Below are 16966 nucleotides of genomic sequence, written 5' to 3' on the forward strand. Positions count from 1 at the left end.
AGGATACGCCGCCTTCTTCAACTCCTCGATCCACGACTTCTGCTTATATCTCGCGCGAGGGCCTGATCGGGAAGGCCGTCGCCCGGTCGAGATCCTCCGGCCAGCCGGCTCGGCCGAGGTGCACTTGTCGGACGAAGCGGTGCACGCCATTGGGGCCATCGAGGACGTCGAGGAAGTGCTCGCGGGTCAGCCACTCCGGAACCCGATCTTTCTCCAGGTAGGCCCGGTGGCTGGTCCAGGCAGGATCCTCGAGTCTTCGAACGAGATGCGCTCGAAGCGGATTGAGATGGATGTAGGCGAGTAGGTAGCGAAGATGAGCAGGCTCGGTGATGAGCACGCTGGTGAATCGACCTCTGAAGACGGGCCCATCCCACTCGTATTTCTTGTTGAGCCACAGAGTGTAACTGCTGCCCAACAGCTGCATCGCACGAGACAGAGTGCCTGCGGGGCTTCGGATGAGCAGGTGGAAGTGATTCGGCATCAAGGAATAGGCGTGAACCTCTACCCCTGTCCGGGAAACGGACCGATGGGTGTGATCCAGGAACCGCTGACAGTCCTCTGGACGCCTGAAGATTGGGGCGCGTCGTGCACCACGGTGCATCACGTGGTGCCAGGCGCCCGGGAAATCGATCCGTGGGGGGCGGGCCATCCGAGCCGCGCCTGCAAGCATCCCGCCAAGTGTCAATTGTCGGGGTCTGACCCCATCGGGGAGCAAGCGGGGGAGCCGCGAGCCGCTAGCCACGAGCCGGCCAGCCACCAGCCGCGAAGGATGGTGTCCGTTAGGCCCGGAGAACGCCCTGTAACAGTGCGTGGCACCTATCCGCGCACCTATCCGCGCCTAACCCGGGAAAAGACGGGAACGGAGACGGTGACGGGAACGGGAACGGAGAGGTTCCCGGGGCGGAGGTCCGTCGCCATCACCGTCCCCGTTACCGTCTCCGGTTTTTCCTCGGGCTCGACGCCTAGCTCGGATCGACGGGGATCTGACTGATCTGCGGCACGGCCACCGCGCCGGTGCCGGTCCGCGTGGCGTTGTCGATGAAGGAGCAGCTGTCCGCCACGAAGGCGACGTTGGACTCGTAGTCCGCGGGGACGGTGGCGCCGGTCTCGATGGCGGTGCCGCCGGTGACGTGGATGCCCACGGTGTTCTCCCGCACCTCGACCCAGGAGAGGCGGGCGGCGGCGGTGAGGACCTTCACCCCGATGGCCTCGTTGTTCTGGATGACGCTGCGGCTGAGGGTGGCCCGGACGTTCGACCAGAGGACGACGCCGTCGGCGATGCCCTCGGAGGAGGGGTGGCTGTCGCGGACGAGGGTCTGGTCCACGAAGAGGAGGGTGCCGGGGAAGGCGGCGGCGACCCCGGCGACCTTGTTGCGGGCGACCTCCGAGCGCAGCAGGTCGAGGCTGGCGCCGTCCTGGGCCGCGACGCCGATCCCCTGGATCAGCCCCTCGGGGTAGCCGAAGAGCGAGTCGGAGAGGGAGAGGCGAGTGTCCACGCCCTGAGCCCAGGCGCCGAAGCCGTCGTTCTTCACCGAGGCCAGGGAGGAGACGGAGGCGGCGGCCTTCACCTGCACCGCCAGCCCATAGGCCTCGTACCCGCGACCGGGCCGGGTCTCCTTGATGGTCGAGTCGGCGAGGGAGAGCTGCGCGCCCTGGCTGGAGACGAGCACGCCGGTGGTGGAGTTGCGGGCGAAGGTGGTCCGGCTGACCGTGGCCGTGCCGTCGAGGTAGACCACCAGCCCCAGGCCGGCCTGGTCGCCCACCGGATCGTGGACGGTGTCGGCGACCACGCTGTCCTCGAGGACGAGGGAGGCCGGCTCGTCGCCGCCCTCGGCCCGGGTCACCCGCACGCCGATGTGCTCGTTGCCGCGGATCAGGCAGCGGCGGCAGGTGGCGTTGCCGCCGTCGTGGACGTCGAAGCCCATCGGGATGCCGCCCATGTCGGGGCGCGCCGTCGGACTCGAGGGGATCGTGCCCTCGACGATCAGCCCGTCGAAGGTGGCGGAGGCGCCGTTCTCCATCACGATCACGCCGCGGGTGCGGTTGTCGAGGATCGCGCCGTCCGAGACCGTGGCCTGCGCCGCGTCGACCACCCAGAGGCCCTGCCCGGACTCGCCCAGGGAGGAGGGCCGGGTGTCGCGGATCATCAGCCCGTCGATCGTCGCGTTGGCGCCGGCGCCGGCGACGACCACCGCGGCCTCGGCGGCTTCGAAGATGGCGAGGTCGGTCGCGGTGACGGTGGGGCCCTGCTGCACCATCAGCGCCCGGGTGCCCCCGGGCTGGGGCGTCGTGGGGTTGTGGCGCAGGGTCACCCGCTCGAGGTCGAGGGTGGTGCGGGTGTCCATGGCGAAGATCCCCATCACCGCCGAGCGCGCGATGGTGCTGTCGACGAGGGTGAGGCTCGCGCCGAAGTCGACCTGGGCGCCGATGCCGAAGGCGCCGGCGCCGTTGGGCAGGGTGTCGCGCACGACCGTGTTCTCGGCGCGCACCTCAGTGCCGGGGCTCGAGGCGTAGAGGCCCAGGGTGTGGCTCCCGGCCACCAGGCTGCCCCGCAGGAGCGCGGTCGCGCCGCTCTGCACGTGGACGCCGTGGCCGGTGCGGCCGCCGGTGTCGGTGGTGGTGTTCCAGATGATCGAGTCGACGATCTCCAGGGAGGCGCCGCCGGTGGCGAAGAGGCCGGTGCCCAGGTTGTCGACGAGCTCGCTCTCCTCCAGGACGATCCGCCCGCCGGGCTCGGCGCTGCCGCCCCAGCCGTGGGTCTTGCCGGCGCTCGGGCGGGTGCCGCGCACGACGCTGCGCCGCAGGACGATCTCGCTGCCGGCGTCGGCGGCGTAGAGGCCGAGGTCCTGGTTCGCCTCGATGAGCACCTCGGTCAGCACCATCTGCCCCTGCTGCAGCACCGCCGCCCCGAGGAGGTGGCCGGTGAAGGTGATCCCCTCGATGTCGATCTTGCCGTCGAACATCAGGGCGCCGGGCTGGGTGCTGCCCGGGACCACGTCGAGGATCACCTCCTCGGCGCACTTCCCGACGATCTTCACCCCGGGGTAGGCGGAGATCTCGTCGACGTAGGTGCCCGGGTAGATCGCCACCAAGTCCCCGCCGCGCGCCTGGGCCAAGGCGTCGTTCAGCACCCGGTAGTGGGAGGCGTCGAGCTCGGGATCGGTGAAGGCGGCGTTCACGTGGAAGGTGGTGTCCGCCGGCGGGAAGGCCGCGCTGCAGTCGCCGATGGGGACGCAGCCCCGGCCGTCGAGGGTGGCCCGGGTGGCGCCGGTGCAGGGGGCCGCCGGGGCCAGGTCGACGCAGCCCCAGCCGCCGGGGTCGGCGCCGAGGGGCGGGGCGCAGGTGGTGTGGCCCACCGGCACGCAGGCGGTCTCGCCGAGGGCGGGGCGGGTGCCGGGGTCGCAGGGGCCGGCGGGCAGCACCGGCTCGCAGCCCCAGCCGTCGGCGACGGTCTGGAAGCCCGCGGCGCAGGCGACGTTGCCCACCGGCAGGCAGTCGGCCTGGCCCACCTGCGCCCGGGTGCCGGCCGGGCAGTCCTCGGCCGGCAGCACGGCCACGCAGACCTCGTACTGTGGGTCCTCGACGAAGCCGTCGACGCAGTCGAGGCCGCCGCCGCCGCCCCCCTTCGGGCAGGCGGCCACCAGGGGCAGCGCGGTGAAGAGGAAGACGGCGAGGGGGAGGCTCGCGTTCTTCGTCACGATCACACTCCGGGTACGTTCAGGGGAGACGCGGCGACGCCGAGGATCGCGCCGGGGTCGTCCTGGTTCAGGCTGGCGTCGAGATCCACGGCGTTGGTGGTGCGCTGGATGACCACCCCGAAGCCGCCGGTGCCGGGCTCGACGATGGCGGTGCCCACCACGATGCTGGTGCCGCCCTCGTCGACGAGGAGGCCCGCCCGGGCGTTGCCCGAGACCTCGAGGCCGTCGCGGAGGGAGACCTCGCCGCTGCCGCCGAAGAGGCCGACGCCGTCGCCGACGTTGGCGTAGCCCTGGTCGGTGAGCAGCTCGATGGGCGCGGTGTCGCGCACCCGGCAGGTGCCGACCACGATGCCCTGGGCGTCGATGCCGCCGAGGCCGACGATGGCGCTGCCGGTGATCTCGGAGGTGGCGCCGTCGATGGTGAGCGCCGGGGCGTCGATCGTCCCGCGGAGGAACTGGGCCCAGACGCCGCGGCCCCGGTTCTCGCTCACGATCAGGTCGGTGAAGGCGCTCTTCGTCTCGGCGCCGTCGACCAGCACCGCGACCTCGCCCGCGCCCCTGACCGACATCCGGTCGGACTGCAGGGTGGCGCCGCCGGTCACCGAGAGGCCGATGCCCGCCTCGATGGAGACGCCGTCGAAGTCGTGCAGGTCGTTGTCCTCGAGGAAGGCGTTGACCCCCTCGATCACGATCCCGTTGAGGCTGTCGTGGATCTCGTTCTCGAGGATCTCCACGCGGGCCGTGTCGCAGCCCGACTCGAAGCAACGCAGGACGAGGCCCACCCCCTTGGGCGCCGAGAGGCGGCTGCGCATCACCCGGGCGGGGCCGCCGAGGACGAGCAGGCCGTGCCCCGCGTCCGAGGCGACGTCGAGGTGAGCGACCAGGCTGCCCGGGCCGCCCTCGAGGATCAGGGCGGGCTCGCCGGCCGCGCCGCCGAGGAAGACCGGCGGCTCCTTCTCGTTGCCCGCCAGGACGACCCCGGCGGGGACCAGGAAGCTGCCGCTGTACTCGCCCCGGGCGGGCTGCACGCAGTCGCCCTCCACCGCGCCGGAGAGGAGCTCGCGCAGCTCGTCCTCGCCCTTCGCCTCGAGGTTGCGCTCGCACTGAACGCGGTCGAGGGGCCAGGCGCCACCTCCCCCGCAGCCGGCGGCGGCGGCGAGGAGGAGCGTGCCCGCGACGATCTGCATTCCCTTCGACGACATCGTACTCACCTTAGACCCTTCCCGGGATGCGCGGAAAGTGGCGCATGGGGTCCGGGCTGTCCGTGTCGGGGATCACGGGGCCGGGAGGGGCCCGGATCAGGGGTGCAGGGGGGGATCTCCGCCGGTGGGCGTCTCGGGCAGGACCACGCTCTCGGTCGAGATCCGCACGCTGTTGCCCTCGAAGACCGTGGCCTCGTCGATGACGAAGGTGCCCAGGCCGATGGTCGAGGGCAGGGTGCTGACCGTCTCGAGGACCATCTCCTCTCCGGCCCGCAGGCCCAGGGTGTTGTCCAGGACCCGGCTCTCGACCAGGCTGCCCCCGCAGTTCTCCAGCCAGAGGCCGACGTGGGCGCTCGAGCGGATCTCGCTCTTGCGGATGTGGACGGTGGAGTTGAAGAGGCAGGAGACGCCATCCCCGTAGAGGAGCTCCGGGCCGGCCTCCCGGGTGTTGCTGATCACGCTGTCCTCGATCCGCGTCGAGGCGTTCAGCCAGGTCATCAGGCCGAAGCCCGGCGCCTGGTCGAACCAGGACTCGCGCAGGACGCAGGCCGCCCCGGCGGCGCACTCGAGGGAGCCCCCGAGGAGCACCGAGGGGTTGCCCTCCGGGAAGGTCAGGAGGAGGCGGCTCATCTCGAGGGTCGTGCCCGGGTCGGTGGCCCGCAGGCCGAAGAGGTTGCGGGAGCGGATCTCCATGCCGGCGACCTCGACCTGGCTTCCCTGCAGGGCGACCAGGTCCGTCGTCTCGGTGCCGTTCCCGGGATCGAGGGTGCGGTCCTCGAGGAAGACCCGGGAGAGCGAGGCCCGGCTCGAGTCGACGTGGAGGGTCTCGCCGTGACCCTCGAGCACCGCCACGTCGGTGAGCGAGGCGTCGGCGTCCAGCGCGATCCAGATCCCCACCCCGGGGTAGACCGCCTCGCCGCGCAGGGTGGTCCAGGGCTGGGTGCTGCGCAGCGTGTCCCGGCTGACCACCCGCTCCAGGGTCGCGGTCGAGCGCCGCACCAGGATGTTGGCGGTGTGGTTGCGGGTGCTGGTGAGGCCCTCGATCGTGGCGTCGGCGCCGCCGAGGACGGCGAGGCCGAAGCCGGAGAGGCCGGTGTCGTCGGAGACGGTGTCCGCGATGGTGCTGTCGAGGATCGTGAGCCGGGTGCGGGGATCGGAGGCGACCACCCCGATGCCCGAGCTCCCGAGGATCGCCGACCCGCCGATCCAGAGGGTGCCGCCGGCGTGGACCTTCACCCCGGCGTCGCTCTGCAGGCCGGTGTCCAGCGTGGTGCGCAGGACCACCGTGCGGTCGAGGTGCAGGCTGCCGGTGCCCGAGACGTAGGCGGCGACCCCCACGTTGTCGGAGAGGGTCGAGTCGACCACCTCCAGGCGGCCTCCGTCGTTCACCGCCACGGCGTTGCCGGTGACCTCGCCCGCGCCGGCGCGGGTGCCCCGGATCGCGGATTGGTTGATGGAGAGGCGGGTGCCCGTCTCGATGGCGATGGCGCCGTAGGCGATGCTGTCCTCGATCACCGAGTGGACGACCAGGGCCTCGGCGCCGCCGACGGCGCCCAGCCCCGGGAGGAAGCCCCGGACGGTCAGGTGGCTGACGGTGGCGCCCCGGACGCCCTGGAAGAGGATCCCCATCCCCGGGTCGAGGGCCGGCGCCTGCAGGATGGTGTCGGTGGGGCAGCTTCCGATGAGGGTGATCGGCCGGGTGATGACCACGTTCTCGACGTAGGTGCCCGCGGCCACCGCGATCACCGCACCCTGGGGCGCCGCCGAGACGGCGGCCCGGATCGAGCGGAAGTGGGTGGCGTCGGTCGAGCCCGCGGGGTCGACGAAGTGGGTGGCGTCGGGGGAGGTGCCCATGCGGCAGTCGGCGACTGGCTGGCAGGCGGCGTCACCGAGCGCCTCCCGGGTGCCGTTGACGCAGGGCCCCGCGGCGACCACCGGGCGGCAGCCCCAGCCGTCGTCCTCGCTCTCGAAGCCCAGCGGGCAGTCCGGACCGATCGGGACGCACTCCCGCTCACCGAGCAGGCGCATGCTCCCGCCCGGGCAGGGCTCGGCCGGCACGACGCCCACGCAGCGGCCCCCGGCGTCCGCCTCGAAGCCCACGGGACAGATCACCTCGGGCGCAGGCTCCTTCGGGCAGCCCGGCGCGAGGAGGAGCAGGAGGAGGGGGAGGACGAGCGCGGTGCGGTGGTGCATGGCGACTCTCAACTTAGCTCAAGGCGAGAAGCTCGGGGGCGAGGGCAGGACCACCCGCTCGCTGGCGATGCGGACCAGGTTCTCCCGGAAGAGGGTGTCCTCGCTGACCAGCAGGCGGTCCGGGGGCAGCTGCGCGGGCAGGCCCTCCACGACCTCCAGGGCCACGATCCCCTGGGTGTTCAGGCCGACGGTGTTGTCCTCGAGGATGGAGTGCTCCACCCCGGCCGCGCCGCCGGTGGAGACGCCGCCGCTCTCGTGGCCCACCGTGAGGCCGAGTCCGTCGGTGCCCCGCACGCGGCTCTCCGAGAGGAGGAGGGTGCCGGCGTCGTGCACCAGCAGGCCCAGCCCGCGCTGGGTCTCGCTCACCGGCCGGGTGCCGATCACCCCCAGCCGCTCGGCCTCCAGGCGCGAGCCGGCCCCGGCGGTCTGCACCCCCACCCAGCCCGCCTCCCAGACGGTGTAGTCCTCGACCCGGCCGGTGGCGCCGTCCATCACCGCCAGGCCGATCCCCCGGGCCTCGCCGGTGGCGATGTGGGTCCGGTGGGCGAGGATCTCCCGGGCCACCAGCACCGAGGGGCCGAGGGCCACCACGGCGTCGGCGGCCTGCTCGAGGAGGGCCACGTCGGTGAGGCCCAGCTCGCCGCCGGCGGTGACCGCCGCGCCCGCGTTGGTCTCTACGACCCCGCCGGCGGTGGTGGCGCCGCGGATCACGCCGGTGTCGAGGAAGGCCCGGCCCTTGCTCACGAGCACGGCCACGTCCCCGCCGCTGCGGAAGGTGAAGCCCGAGATCTGCGCCTCGGCGCCGTCGTAGACCTCCAGCACCCGGCCGCGGGCCGTGCCGCTGGGCAGCTCGGCCAGGTCGTGGACGATCACCTCCTCGGCCAGCAGGAGGGTGCCCTCGCCGTCGAGGTGGAAGCCCGCCTGGCCGCTCTGCCGGAAGAGCGAGGTGCGCGCCTCGATCCGCCCGCCGGCGTCGGCGAGCATCGCCAGCGCCCGGGTGCCGGAGCCGCCGGGGAAGCCCCGCTCGGCGATCACCCGCTCGAAGGTCACCCGGCTGCCCGCCTCGAAGGCCACCCCCGCGCCCTGGTAGTAGCCGTGGATCCACCCCTCCGAGAGGGAGACCGTCCCGCCGCCCCGCGCCAGGACGGGGATGCCGTCGCTGCCGTCGCTCCCGGGCAGGGTGTCCTGGATGACCACCTCCCGGGCCCGCAGCACCGCCCCCGGACCGAAGGCGGCCAGCCCCAGGCTGCCGACCTGGCCGAGGTAGAGGTGAGAGGCGTCGAGGCTGCCGCCCTCCCGCACCTGGATCCCGCCGGCGTAGTTCCCGAAGGAGACGTGCGAGAGGCCCGCGCTCACCCCCGCCTCGACCACCACCGACCAGCCGGCCATCAGGTCCCCCAGGAGGGTGCCCGCCGCGCAGCGGCCCTCGAGGGTCATCGGGCGCTCGAGGACGAGGACGCCCTCGTAGACCCCGCGCTCGATGGCGAGGTGGGCGCCGGCCGGGGCGGCGGCGACGGCGGCCTGGAGGGAGGCGAAGTGCGTCGCGTCCACCTCGGCCGCCGAGTAGTCGTCGTCCACGAAGATCGTCGCCGCGGCCGGAGGGAAGGCGCGCTGGCAGTCGTCGATCCGCACGCAGCCGGCCTCCCCGAGCACCGGCTTGAAGCCGGGCTGGCAGCCGGTGGCGTACACCGGCGCGCAGCCCCAGCCGTCCGCGGCGGCCTCGAAGCCGTGGGGGCAGGCCCGGGTGGCGCCGTGGCCCACCGGGACGCAGCCGCCCGCGCCGACCCGCGGGCTGGTCCCCGCCGGGCAGGCCCGCTCGCTGAGGCCCGGCCAGCAGGCATCCTCGATCCACTCGCCCCCCTCGTCCTCGCAGGCGCGGACGGGATCGTGGCAGCCCCCCAGCAGCGCCCCCACGAGGAGGAGCGCCGCCGGCAGCGGATCAGGGCGTCGCCTGGGTCCCATCGTCGACCCCCAGGGTCGGGGGGGTGTCGGTCTGCACGGTGGAGTTGATGTCCACCGCGCCGGTGGTGTTCTGCACCACCACGCCGTAGCGGCCCGCGCCGGGGTCGACGATGGCGGTGCCCACCACGATGCCGGCCCCGCCCTGGTCCACCAGGACCTGGGCGCGGTCGTTGCTCGAGAGCGCGGCCTCGGCGCCGAGGTTCACCTCGGCGGTGCCGCGCAGGAGCGCGATCCCGTCGCCCACCTGGGAGACGTTGCCGCCCCCCTCCGGCCAGGGCACCGGCCGGGTGTCCCGCACGATGCAGGTGCCCACCACGATGCCGACCGTGTCCACCGAGCCGATGCCCGCCTTCGCGTTGCTGGCGATGGTGGAGGTCGCGCCGTCGACGTAGAGGGAGGGGACGCCGATGCTCCCGCGCAGGCCCTGGACCCAGACGCCCGGGCCGTCGTTCTCGCTCACCTCGACGTCGAGGAGCTCGGCGGTGGTCTCGGCGCCGTCGGCCAGGAGGCCCATGCCGCCGTTGCCGATGATGCGATCGCCGTTGCCCTCGAGGCGGCCACCGCGGGTGACCAGGGCGCCGTAGCCCTCGATGGCGCTGCTGTCGACGTTGTCCTCGAGCAGGACCCCCGAGGTCGCGACGAGGATGCCGTCGGCCCACAGGCCCACCTGGCTGCCGTGGAGGCGGCTGTCGACGACCTCCACCACGGCCTCCGGCGAGCAGCCCGCGGCGGGGCAGCCCAGGTAGACCGCGATGTCACCGGGGGCGGTGACCGAGAGGTTCTCCAGGCTCGCCGGGCCCTCGCGCACGTCGATGCCCTGCCCGCCGGTGGCGACGATCTCGAGGCCCACCACCCGGGAGAGGGCGCCGCCCTCGACCTGCAGCACGGGGTCGTCGGTGCCCTCGGCCTGCAGGAGGGGGAGCTTGTCCTCGCCGGCGATGAGGGTGACCCCGGCGGGCAGCTTGAAGTGGCCCTCGTAGGTGCCGTTGCCGAGGACCACGCAGTCGCCGGGCTTGGCGGCCTCGAGGGCGCGGGAGAGGGCGCTCGAGCCGCCGGCGGAGTGGACCTCGGCGCACTCGGTGCCCTCGGGCACCTCGGGGGAGCCGCAGCTCGCCCCCAGCGAGAGCAGGGGCAGGAGCAGGAGGGCGAGCTGGCCGGCGAGCGCGGAGGAGCGCGGGGATCGAAGGTCGTGGTGTGGGCGCATGGGGCAGGTCTCCTCTTTCTCGAGAGTCCTTGCCTCCCACCTAGGCGGCGGGATGGTCTGTGCTGCCGATCACGTCGGCGGTGAGTAGCTCGGCGAAGCGGGTCTGGAGGAGCTCGGTCTCCTCCGGTGCGACGTTCTGGAGGCGCTCGGCGGCGGCGAGGGCCTCCTCGAGGGCCGCCCGGGCCTCCCTCAGGTCCTCGGTGCGGTCCCGCGCCCGGCGCTTGCAGTCCAGGGCGGCGACCAGGGCCCGGCGGGCGGCGACCTCGTAGACGGGCTGGCCCATGGCCTCGGCCTCGGCGAGGGACTCGCGGGCCTGGGTCTCGGCCTCCGCCCACTCGCCCCGCTCGGAGAGGAGCTCGGCCATGCAGGAGCCGGCGTCGGCGATGACGTCCCGGCGCTGCCCGGCGCGCGCCAGCTTCAGGGCCGCGCGGATCTCCTCGAGGGCCTGGCTCTTGCGCCCGAGCTCCATCATGGCCTGGCCCCGGTTGCCCCGGGCCACCGACTCCAGCGCCGTGTCGCCAGCGCGCCGGGCGCTGTGCATCGCGCCCTCGAAGTGCTCGAGGGCGCCCTCGAAGTCCTGGAAGAGGAAGGAGATCGCGCCGAGGTTGATCCGCGCCAGGAGGGTGACCCGGGAGAGGCCGAGCCCCTCGCTCTCCTCGATGGACTGCTCGAAGAGGGGGGTGGCCGCCTTCCACTCGCCCTTGCGCATGTGGAGGATGCCCCGGGCGTTGGCGAGGTGCGCGGCGGCCGCCCGCCAGGCCTCGGAGCCGCGCTGCGCGCGCGAGGGCACCAGGGAGGCCGCCTCGACCAGGCAGGCCTCGCTGGCCTCGTGATCGCCGGCGTTGCCGTGGAGGAAGCCCTTCTCGGCCAGCAGCCGCACCCGCAGGATCAGATCCTCGAAGCTCTCCAGGCGGGCGAGCGCGCTCTCGAGGGAGGTGAGGGCCTCGGCCGAGCGGCCGTCGTCCTTCTGGATCAGGCCTCGCTCGAACTCGATCCAGGCGAGCTGCTGCTCGCGCAGCTCGTCCGGCAGGACCCGGCAGTCCTCGGCGGCGGTCGCGAGGGTCGAGAGGGCGTCCTCGACCTCGCCGATGCGCGCGAGGCCCTGGGTCAGCTCGCGCTGCACGGCGACGCGCTCCTCGATCTCGACCTCGGCGGGCCAGAGCTCGAGGCTGCGGCGGTAGAGCTCCACCGCCGAGTCGTTGGCGTAGATCGCGGCGGCGCGGCGGGCGGCGTAGGTCAGGGGCCAGCGCGCCTCCTGGGGGCGCCCGCCGGCGATGGCGTGGGAGGCCAGCAGGAGGTGGCCGTCCTCCCAGACCTCGCCCTGGGCGCGCATCCAGGTGGCGGTGCCCAGGTGCACCGAGCGGCGCACGCCGGCGGGGAGGCTGGAGAGCGCGGTGTCCCGCAGGGCGCTGCTCTTGAAGACGTACTCCTCGTCGCCGGGCACCTGCGAGCGGCTGCGGCGATCGATGATCCGCTGGTGGCAGAGGCTCTCGAGGCTCTGGGGCACCTGCTGCTGCACGGCGAGGGGCACCAGCGCCCGCACGGCCCCCGCCCAGAAGGTCCGCCCGACCACCGCGGCCCGCTTGAGGACCTCCTTCTCCTCGGGCGGCAGGCTGTCGAGCCGCGCCTGGAGGACGCCCTGCACCGTCTCGGGGAGGGCGTCGGGGCGATAGAGCGAGGCGTCCCAGGTGCCGCGGCCCGTGGCGTCGCGCACGATCACCCGCTGATCGTGCAGCATCCGCACCAGCTCCCGGGCGTAGCCCGGGTTGCCCTCGGCCCGCTCGGCGAGGGAGATCGCCGCCTCCTCCGGCACGTTGTCCACGGTGGTGAGCAGCTCGTGCACCAGCGCCACCATGCTCTCCTGGGGCAGCGGCCCCAGGAGGATGCGCTCGCAGCTCGCCCGGTTCTCCAGGTAGCCCGGCCGCTGCTCGTCGAGGCGCGGCTCGCTGGAGAGCACGCCGAGGAGCGAGCTGCGCTCGAGGCGATCGAAGAGGCGCGGCAGCGCGTCGAGGCTCGCCGGATCCGCCCGCTGCAGGTCGGAGAGGAGGAGCACCACCGGGCGCCGCCGCGTCAGCGAGCGCAGCCAGAGCGCGAAGGCGTCGACCACCTCGTCGAGGTTCGAGTAGCTGGCGTTGGACTCGAAGCGGGCGTCGACGTCGTGCAGGCCGGCCAGGTCGGCCAGCAGGTGGTAGACGCTGGCGCTGGCCTCGGCCCCGAGCTGATCCTCCAGCCGGCGGATCAGCTGCTGGCGGGCCTCCCCGGGGTTGGCCGTGGGGGGCACCAGGTGCCAGCTGCGCAGGAGCCCCGCGAGGATCACCAGGGGGCTGACCGTGTCGGGGAGCCAGCGCCGCCCGCTGGCCTCGAGGAGGAGGGGCTTGCGCAGGTCGCTCTTGAAGCTGCGCCAGAGGCGGCGCAGGACCAGCTCCTTGCCGAGGCCCGCCTCGCCCACCAGCCGGACGATCCGGGCCCTCCCCTGCTGGACCACCAGCTCGAAGGAGGTCTGGATGGTCTCGAGCTCCAGCTCCCGCATCATCGGCGCGTGGAGCATCCAGTTGGTGGCCTCGCGCTCCTCGTCCTCGGTGCGGCGCCGGGTGATGCGGGTCAGGGCGACCGGCTCGGGGATGCCCTTGAGGGGGATGGGCTCGCGGGTCTCTCCCAGGAAGCGGCCGGCCACCCGCCGCCAGGTCGCCGGGCCCACCAGCACCTCGCCCGGCGAGGCGGCGGTCTCGATCCGGCTGGCGAGGTTCACGGCCGTGCCCAGGACGTCGGGGCGGCGATCGGCGCCCTCGCCGACCGTGCCCACCATCACCAGGCCGGTGTTGATGCCGATGCGCAGGGAGATGTCACCGCCGAAGCGATCGCGGATCTCGCCGCGCACCTCCTCGATCCGCCCGGCCATGGCCATGCCGGCCTCGACGGCCCGGCTCGCGTCGTCGCGGTGGCTCTGGGGGACGCCGAAGACGGCCATCAGGGCGTCGCCGATGTACTTCACCACCGTCCCGCCCCGCGCCTCGACCTCCCGGGCCAGGGGGCTCATGCAGGTGTTGGCCAGCTCCCAGACCAGGTCGGGCTCCAGGGTCGAGGAGAGCGCGGTGAAGCCCGCCAGATCGGCGAAGAGGATCGTGGCGATCTTCCGCTCGTCGCTCCAGCGGGCGCCCGGGGAGCCGGCCGCCGGCGAGACCTCGAAGTCGGTGGGCTTGCCGCAGCGGAAGCAGTAGTGGTCGGTGGACTTGAGGCCGGCGTGGCAGTGGTGGCAGGAGGGGAGACCGGTGCCCGCGCCGCAGGCCGAGCAGAAGCGGGCCTCGGGGTGGAGCTGTTCTCGACAGGCGCGGCAGAAGCGCTGTGGTTGCAGGGTCGTGATGTCCCCTCCGAAAGAGAGGATTCTACCCGATCCTCGCCGCCCGGGCCTCTTCTCGACCCGGGCGCGCTTTGAACCTAGGTCTCGAAATTCAAGGGCGGCAGCAGCCACTCGGCCAGGGTGAGGCCGATTTCGGCGGGGGAGAGGAGGGCCTCGGCGGCGCCCAGCTCGGCGGCGGCCAGGGGCATCCCGAAGACCGCGCAGCTCTTCTCGTCCTGGGCCAGGGTGCGGGCGCCGGACTGGCGCAGGGCCAAAAGTCCGTCCGCGCCGTCGCGCCCCATGCCGGTGAGCAGCACCGCGAAGCGCTGCATCCCGGTGAGACCGGTCAGGCTGCGGAAGAGGCGGTCGATGGAGGGGGCCGCGCCCGTGCCCTGCGCCCGCTCGAGGCGGAAGATCCCCTCGGGCAGGAGGGTGGTGTGGTGGTTGGCCGGGGCGACGTGGATCATCCCGCGCTCGAGGGGGTGGCCGGCCTGGGCCAGCTTCACCTGCCGGCCGGTGGTGTTGGCCAGCCAGTGGGCGAAGGCCTCCGAGTAGTCGTGGGGCATGTGCTGGGCGATGATCACCGGCGCGGGCACCGGGGAGGCCAGGGCTCCGAGGAGCTCGAGGAGGGCCACCGGGGCGCCGGTCGAGCCGCCGATGGCCACCACCCGGGGCAGGCTCTGCCCGGTGACCTCCGGGCGCAGCGGGCCGGAGGGCCGGGGGTAGTCCGGGCGCCGCCGCCCGGAGGTCGGCTCCTCCTCGGGGGGCGGGGCCGCGCGCTTGCGCGCGTGACGGATGGTGCGGATGCTCGCCATCAGCCGGATCGACTCGAGGATCTTCTCCCGCCCGCGGTGCCCCTCGACCCACTCCAGGGCGCCGCAGGAGAGGGCCCTCATCCCCAGCCGCGAGTCGGTGCAGACGGCGACGATGGGGAGGGAGGCCTCCGCCCGGATCTCGGTGATCAGGCGGCAGGCCAGCTCGGTGTTCACCGCCACCACGATGATCCGGGGGTCCCGCCGCTCGACCATCCGCAGGATGGAGGCGACGTCGTGGCCGGTGCCCACCACCGCCACCTCCGGGCACTGGCCCAGCTCGGTGGAGAGGGCCTCGACGGCCGCCGGATCCCTGCCGACGACCAGGAGGTCGAGGGCCGCTCCGATCATTCAGCGTCTCCGAGCAGCTCGGCGATGGTCTGGAGCAGCTGGGTCTGATCGAAGCGGCTCTTGACGATGTAGGCGTCGGCGCCGGCCTTCCGGCCGCGCTCCTCGTCCTCCTCGGAGCCCAGGGAGGTCACCAGGATCAGGGGCTTCTTGCCCAGCTCCGGGTCCGCCCGGATCTTCCGCGCCAGGCCGATGCCGTCGAGGACCGGCATCTCGACGTCCGAGACCACCAGGTCGTAGTTGCCGGCCTTGAGGGCCTCGAAGGCCTGGGAGCCGTCGCTGGCGGTCTGCACCAGGTAGCCGTGGCTCTCCAGGACGTGCCGCTCGAGGGTGCGGGTGGTGATCGAGTCGTCCACCACCAGGATCGCGCGCCGGACGCGGGCCGCCTTCGGCTTGGCCGCCCGGATCCCGGCCTGGTCGATGTCGAAGATCTCCACCGGGTTGAGCACCGGCACCACCTGCCCCTCCTCGCCGATGGTCGCGCCGAGGACGCCCCGGACCTTCCGGTAGGGCGGCCCGAGGGCGCGCACGACCATCTCGTCGTCGCCGAGGATGCGATCCACGAGGACGGCGACGCGGCCGCGGGGCGTGACGATCACCACCGCGTGGCTGCGCTCGTCGCCGCCCTCGCCCTGGCTCTCCACGCCCTGGAGGCGGTGGACCAGCGCCGAGCGGCCGCCGATCTCCACGCAGGGGCGGCCGTCGAGGGTGAAGATGCTCTCGGGGTCGACCCGGGAGGTGGACTCGACGCCGGCGACCGGCAGGGCGTAGACCCTGCCCCCGGCCGTCACCCGCAGGACGTTGGTCGTCAGCAGGCTCGCCGGGAGCGAGAGGAGGAAGCGGGTGCCCTTGGGCTCCCGGGCCTCGATGGAGAGGCTGCCGCCCTCCCTCTCCATCGCGGTGCGCACCACGTCGAGGCCGACCCCGCGACCGGAGACCTGGGTGACCTTCCGGGCGGTGGAGAAGCCGGGGCTGCAGGCCAGCTCGAAGATCTGGCCCTGCGAGAGCCCGGCGAGCTCCTCCTCGGTGACCAGCCCCCGCTCGAGGGCCTTCCGGGAGATGGCCTCGACGTCCATGCCCGCGCCGTCGTCCTCGACCACCACGGTGATGCGGTCGGCGCCGGTCTCGAGGCGCAGGAGGACGGTCCCGGTGGGATCCTCGCCCTGGGCGGTGCGCGCCTCCGGCAGCTCGATGCCGTGATCCACCGAGTTGCGCAGCATGTGCATCAGGGGCGGCTTGAGCAGCTCGAGGTGCCGGCGATCCAGGCCGGCCTCGGCGCCCTCGACCTCGAGGCGGACCTGCTTGCCCGTGGCCTCGCAGGCCTCCCGCAGGGTCAGGCGCAGGGAGGTCTCGAGGGACTGGAAGGGCACCAGCCGCATCCGCCGGAACTGATCCTCCAGGTCGGTGAGGGCCAGGTCCGTCCGGCGGCTGGACTCGCGGCCGTGCCGGTACTGCAGCTCCAGCTCCTCCCCGAGCTCCCGCAGGGCGTCGATCTCCTCGGGGCCGAGCCGGCCCTCGCTGGCGCGATCCGCCAGGCGCTGGGAGAGGAGCGCCAGCTCCTCCAGGCGGTCGATGTCCCGCCGGCCCTGCACCCGCAGCATCGCGAGGGCGGCGACCGGAGAGAGCACCTGCTCGAGGGCCGTGCTCTTGACCCGGATGAAGCCGCCGGAGGCGCCGCCGCTCGCCGCCGCCGGACCCGCCTCCTCTCCCGGGGCGTCGTCGGCGGAGGAGGCCGGGGTCTTCTTCGTGCCGCGCAGGACCCGCTTGCGCTTCTTGCCCGCGGGCTCCGGCGCGGGCTCCGGCTCCGGCTCGGGTTCGGGTTCGGGGGCGGCCTCCACCTCCAGCCCGAGGCGGCGCTGGAGCTCGGCGGGCGGGTCGCCCGGCTCCTCGAGGGACTCGAGCAGCCAGTGCACGGCGGCGAAGAGGTCGTCGACGATCTGCCGGGGCACCGGATCGCCGTCGGCGACGGTGGCCAGGCGATCCTCGGCGGCGTGGGCGATCTTCCCCAGCGACGCGAAGCCGACGCTGTTGGCGGCGCCCTTCACGTTGTGGAGCTTGCGCTTGAGGTTCACCCGGTGCTCGGTCTCCGAGACCGGATCACCCGAGGCGCCGAGCTGCTCGAGGCCGGCCGCGACGTCCTCGAGGTGCTCCTTCGCCTCGTCCCGGAAGATCGCGAGGATCTCCGGGGGCAGCTGCATGCGACGCGCCAT

Annotated in this window: 9 protein-coding genes; 1 reads left to right on the top strand and 8 read right to left on the bottom strand. The window is 73.4% G+C overall.

Annotated features, from left to right (window positions below; all coding sequences use genetic code 11):
- Positions 1 to 304 (top strand): hypothetical protein (locus tag P1V51_20515; GenBank protein ID MDF1565432.1); only part of this gene is annotated, 304 nt, incomplete at its 5' end.
- Between the two features lie 658 nt (positions 305 to 962).
- On the opposite strand, the gene P1V51_20520 is transcribed toward P1V51_20515, so the two are convergent.
- The 8 genes from P1V51_20520 to P1V51_20555 form a co-directional block, all read right to left on the bottom strand.
- Positions 963 to 3698 carry a right-handed parallel beta-helix repeat-containing protein gene (locus P1V51_20520; protein ID MDF1565433.1) on the bottom strand — a complete coding sequence of 912 codons (2736 nt, stop codon included), beginning with the start codon at positions 3696 to 3698 and terminating at the stop codon, positions 963 to 965.
- 2 nt (positions 3699 to 3700) lie between these two features.
- Positions 3701 to 4900: a hypothetical protein gene (locus P1V51_20525; protein ID MDF1565434.1), complete on the bottom strand. Its 1200-nt coding sequence runs from the start codon at positions 4898 to 4900 to the stop codon at positions 3701 to 3703.
- Positions 4901 to 4996: 96 nt separating this feature from the next.
- Positions 4997 to 7093: a hypothetical protein gene (locus tag P1V51_20530; protein ID MDF1565435.1), complete on the bottom strand. Its 2097-nt coding sequence runs from the start codon at positions 7091 to 7093 to the stop codon at positions 4997 to 4999.
- An 18-nt stretch (positions 7094 to 7111) separates the two neighbouring features.
- The gene (locus P1V51_20535; protein ID MDF1565436.1) at positions 7112 to 9055 is read right to left on the bottom strand and encodes a hypothetical protein; all 1944 of its coding nucleotides are present in this window, start codon (positions 9053 to 9055) and stop codon (positions 7112 to 7114) included.
- On the bottom strand, positions 9033 to 10259 hold the full coding sequence (locus P1V51_20540) for a hypothetical protein (GenBank protein MDF1565437.1): 1227 nt from the start codon (positions 10257 to 10259) through the stop codon (positions 9033 to 9035). Before P1V51_20540 ends, P1V51_20535 begins: the two co-directional genes overlap by 23 nt.
- A 40-nt stretch (positions 10260 to 10299) precedes the next feature.
- Positions 10300 to 13728, bottom strand: a complete 3429-nt coding sequence (locus P1V51_20545) for an adenylate/guanylate cyclase domain-containing protein (GenBank protein ID MDF1565438.1) — start codon at positions 13726 to 13728, stop codon at positions 10300 to 10302.
- Positions 13695 to 14759, bottom strand: a complete 1065-nt coding sequence (locus P1V51_20550) for a chemotaxis protein CheB (protein MDF1565439.1) — start codon at positions 14757 to 14759, stop codon at positions 13695 to 13697. The genes P1V51_20545 and P1V51_20550 overlap by 34 nt, the downstream gene beginning before the upstream one ends.
- Positions 14756 to 16966, bottom strand: coding sequence for a response regulator (locus P1V51_20555; protein ID MDF1565440.1), 2211 nt, complete (start codon positions 16964 to 16966; stop codon positions 14756 to 14758). The genes P1V51_20550 and P1V51_20555 overlap by 4 nt, the downstream gene beginning before the upstream one ends.

The sequence above is a fragment of the Deltaproteobacteria bacterium genome (assembly GCA_029210625.1).
In the GTDB taxonomy this organism is placed as follows: Bacteria; Myxococcota; Myxococcia; order SLRQ01; family SLRQ01; genus JARGFU01.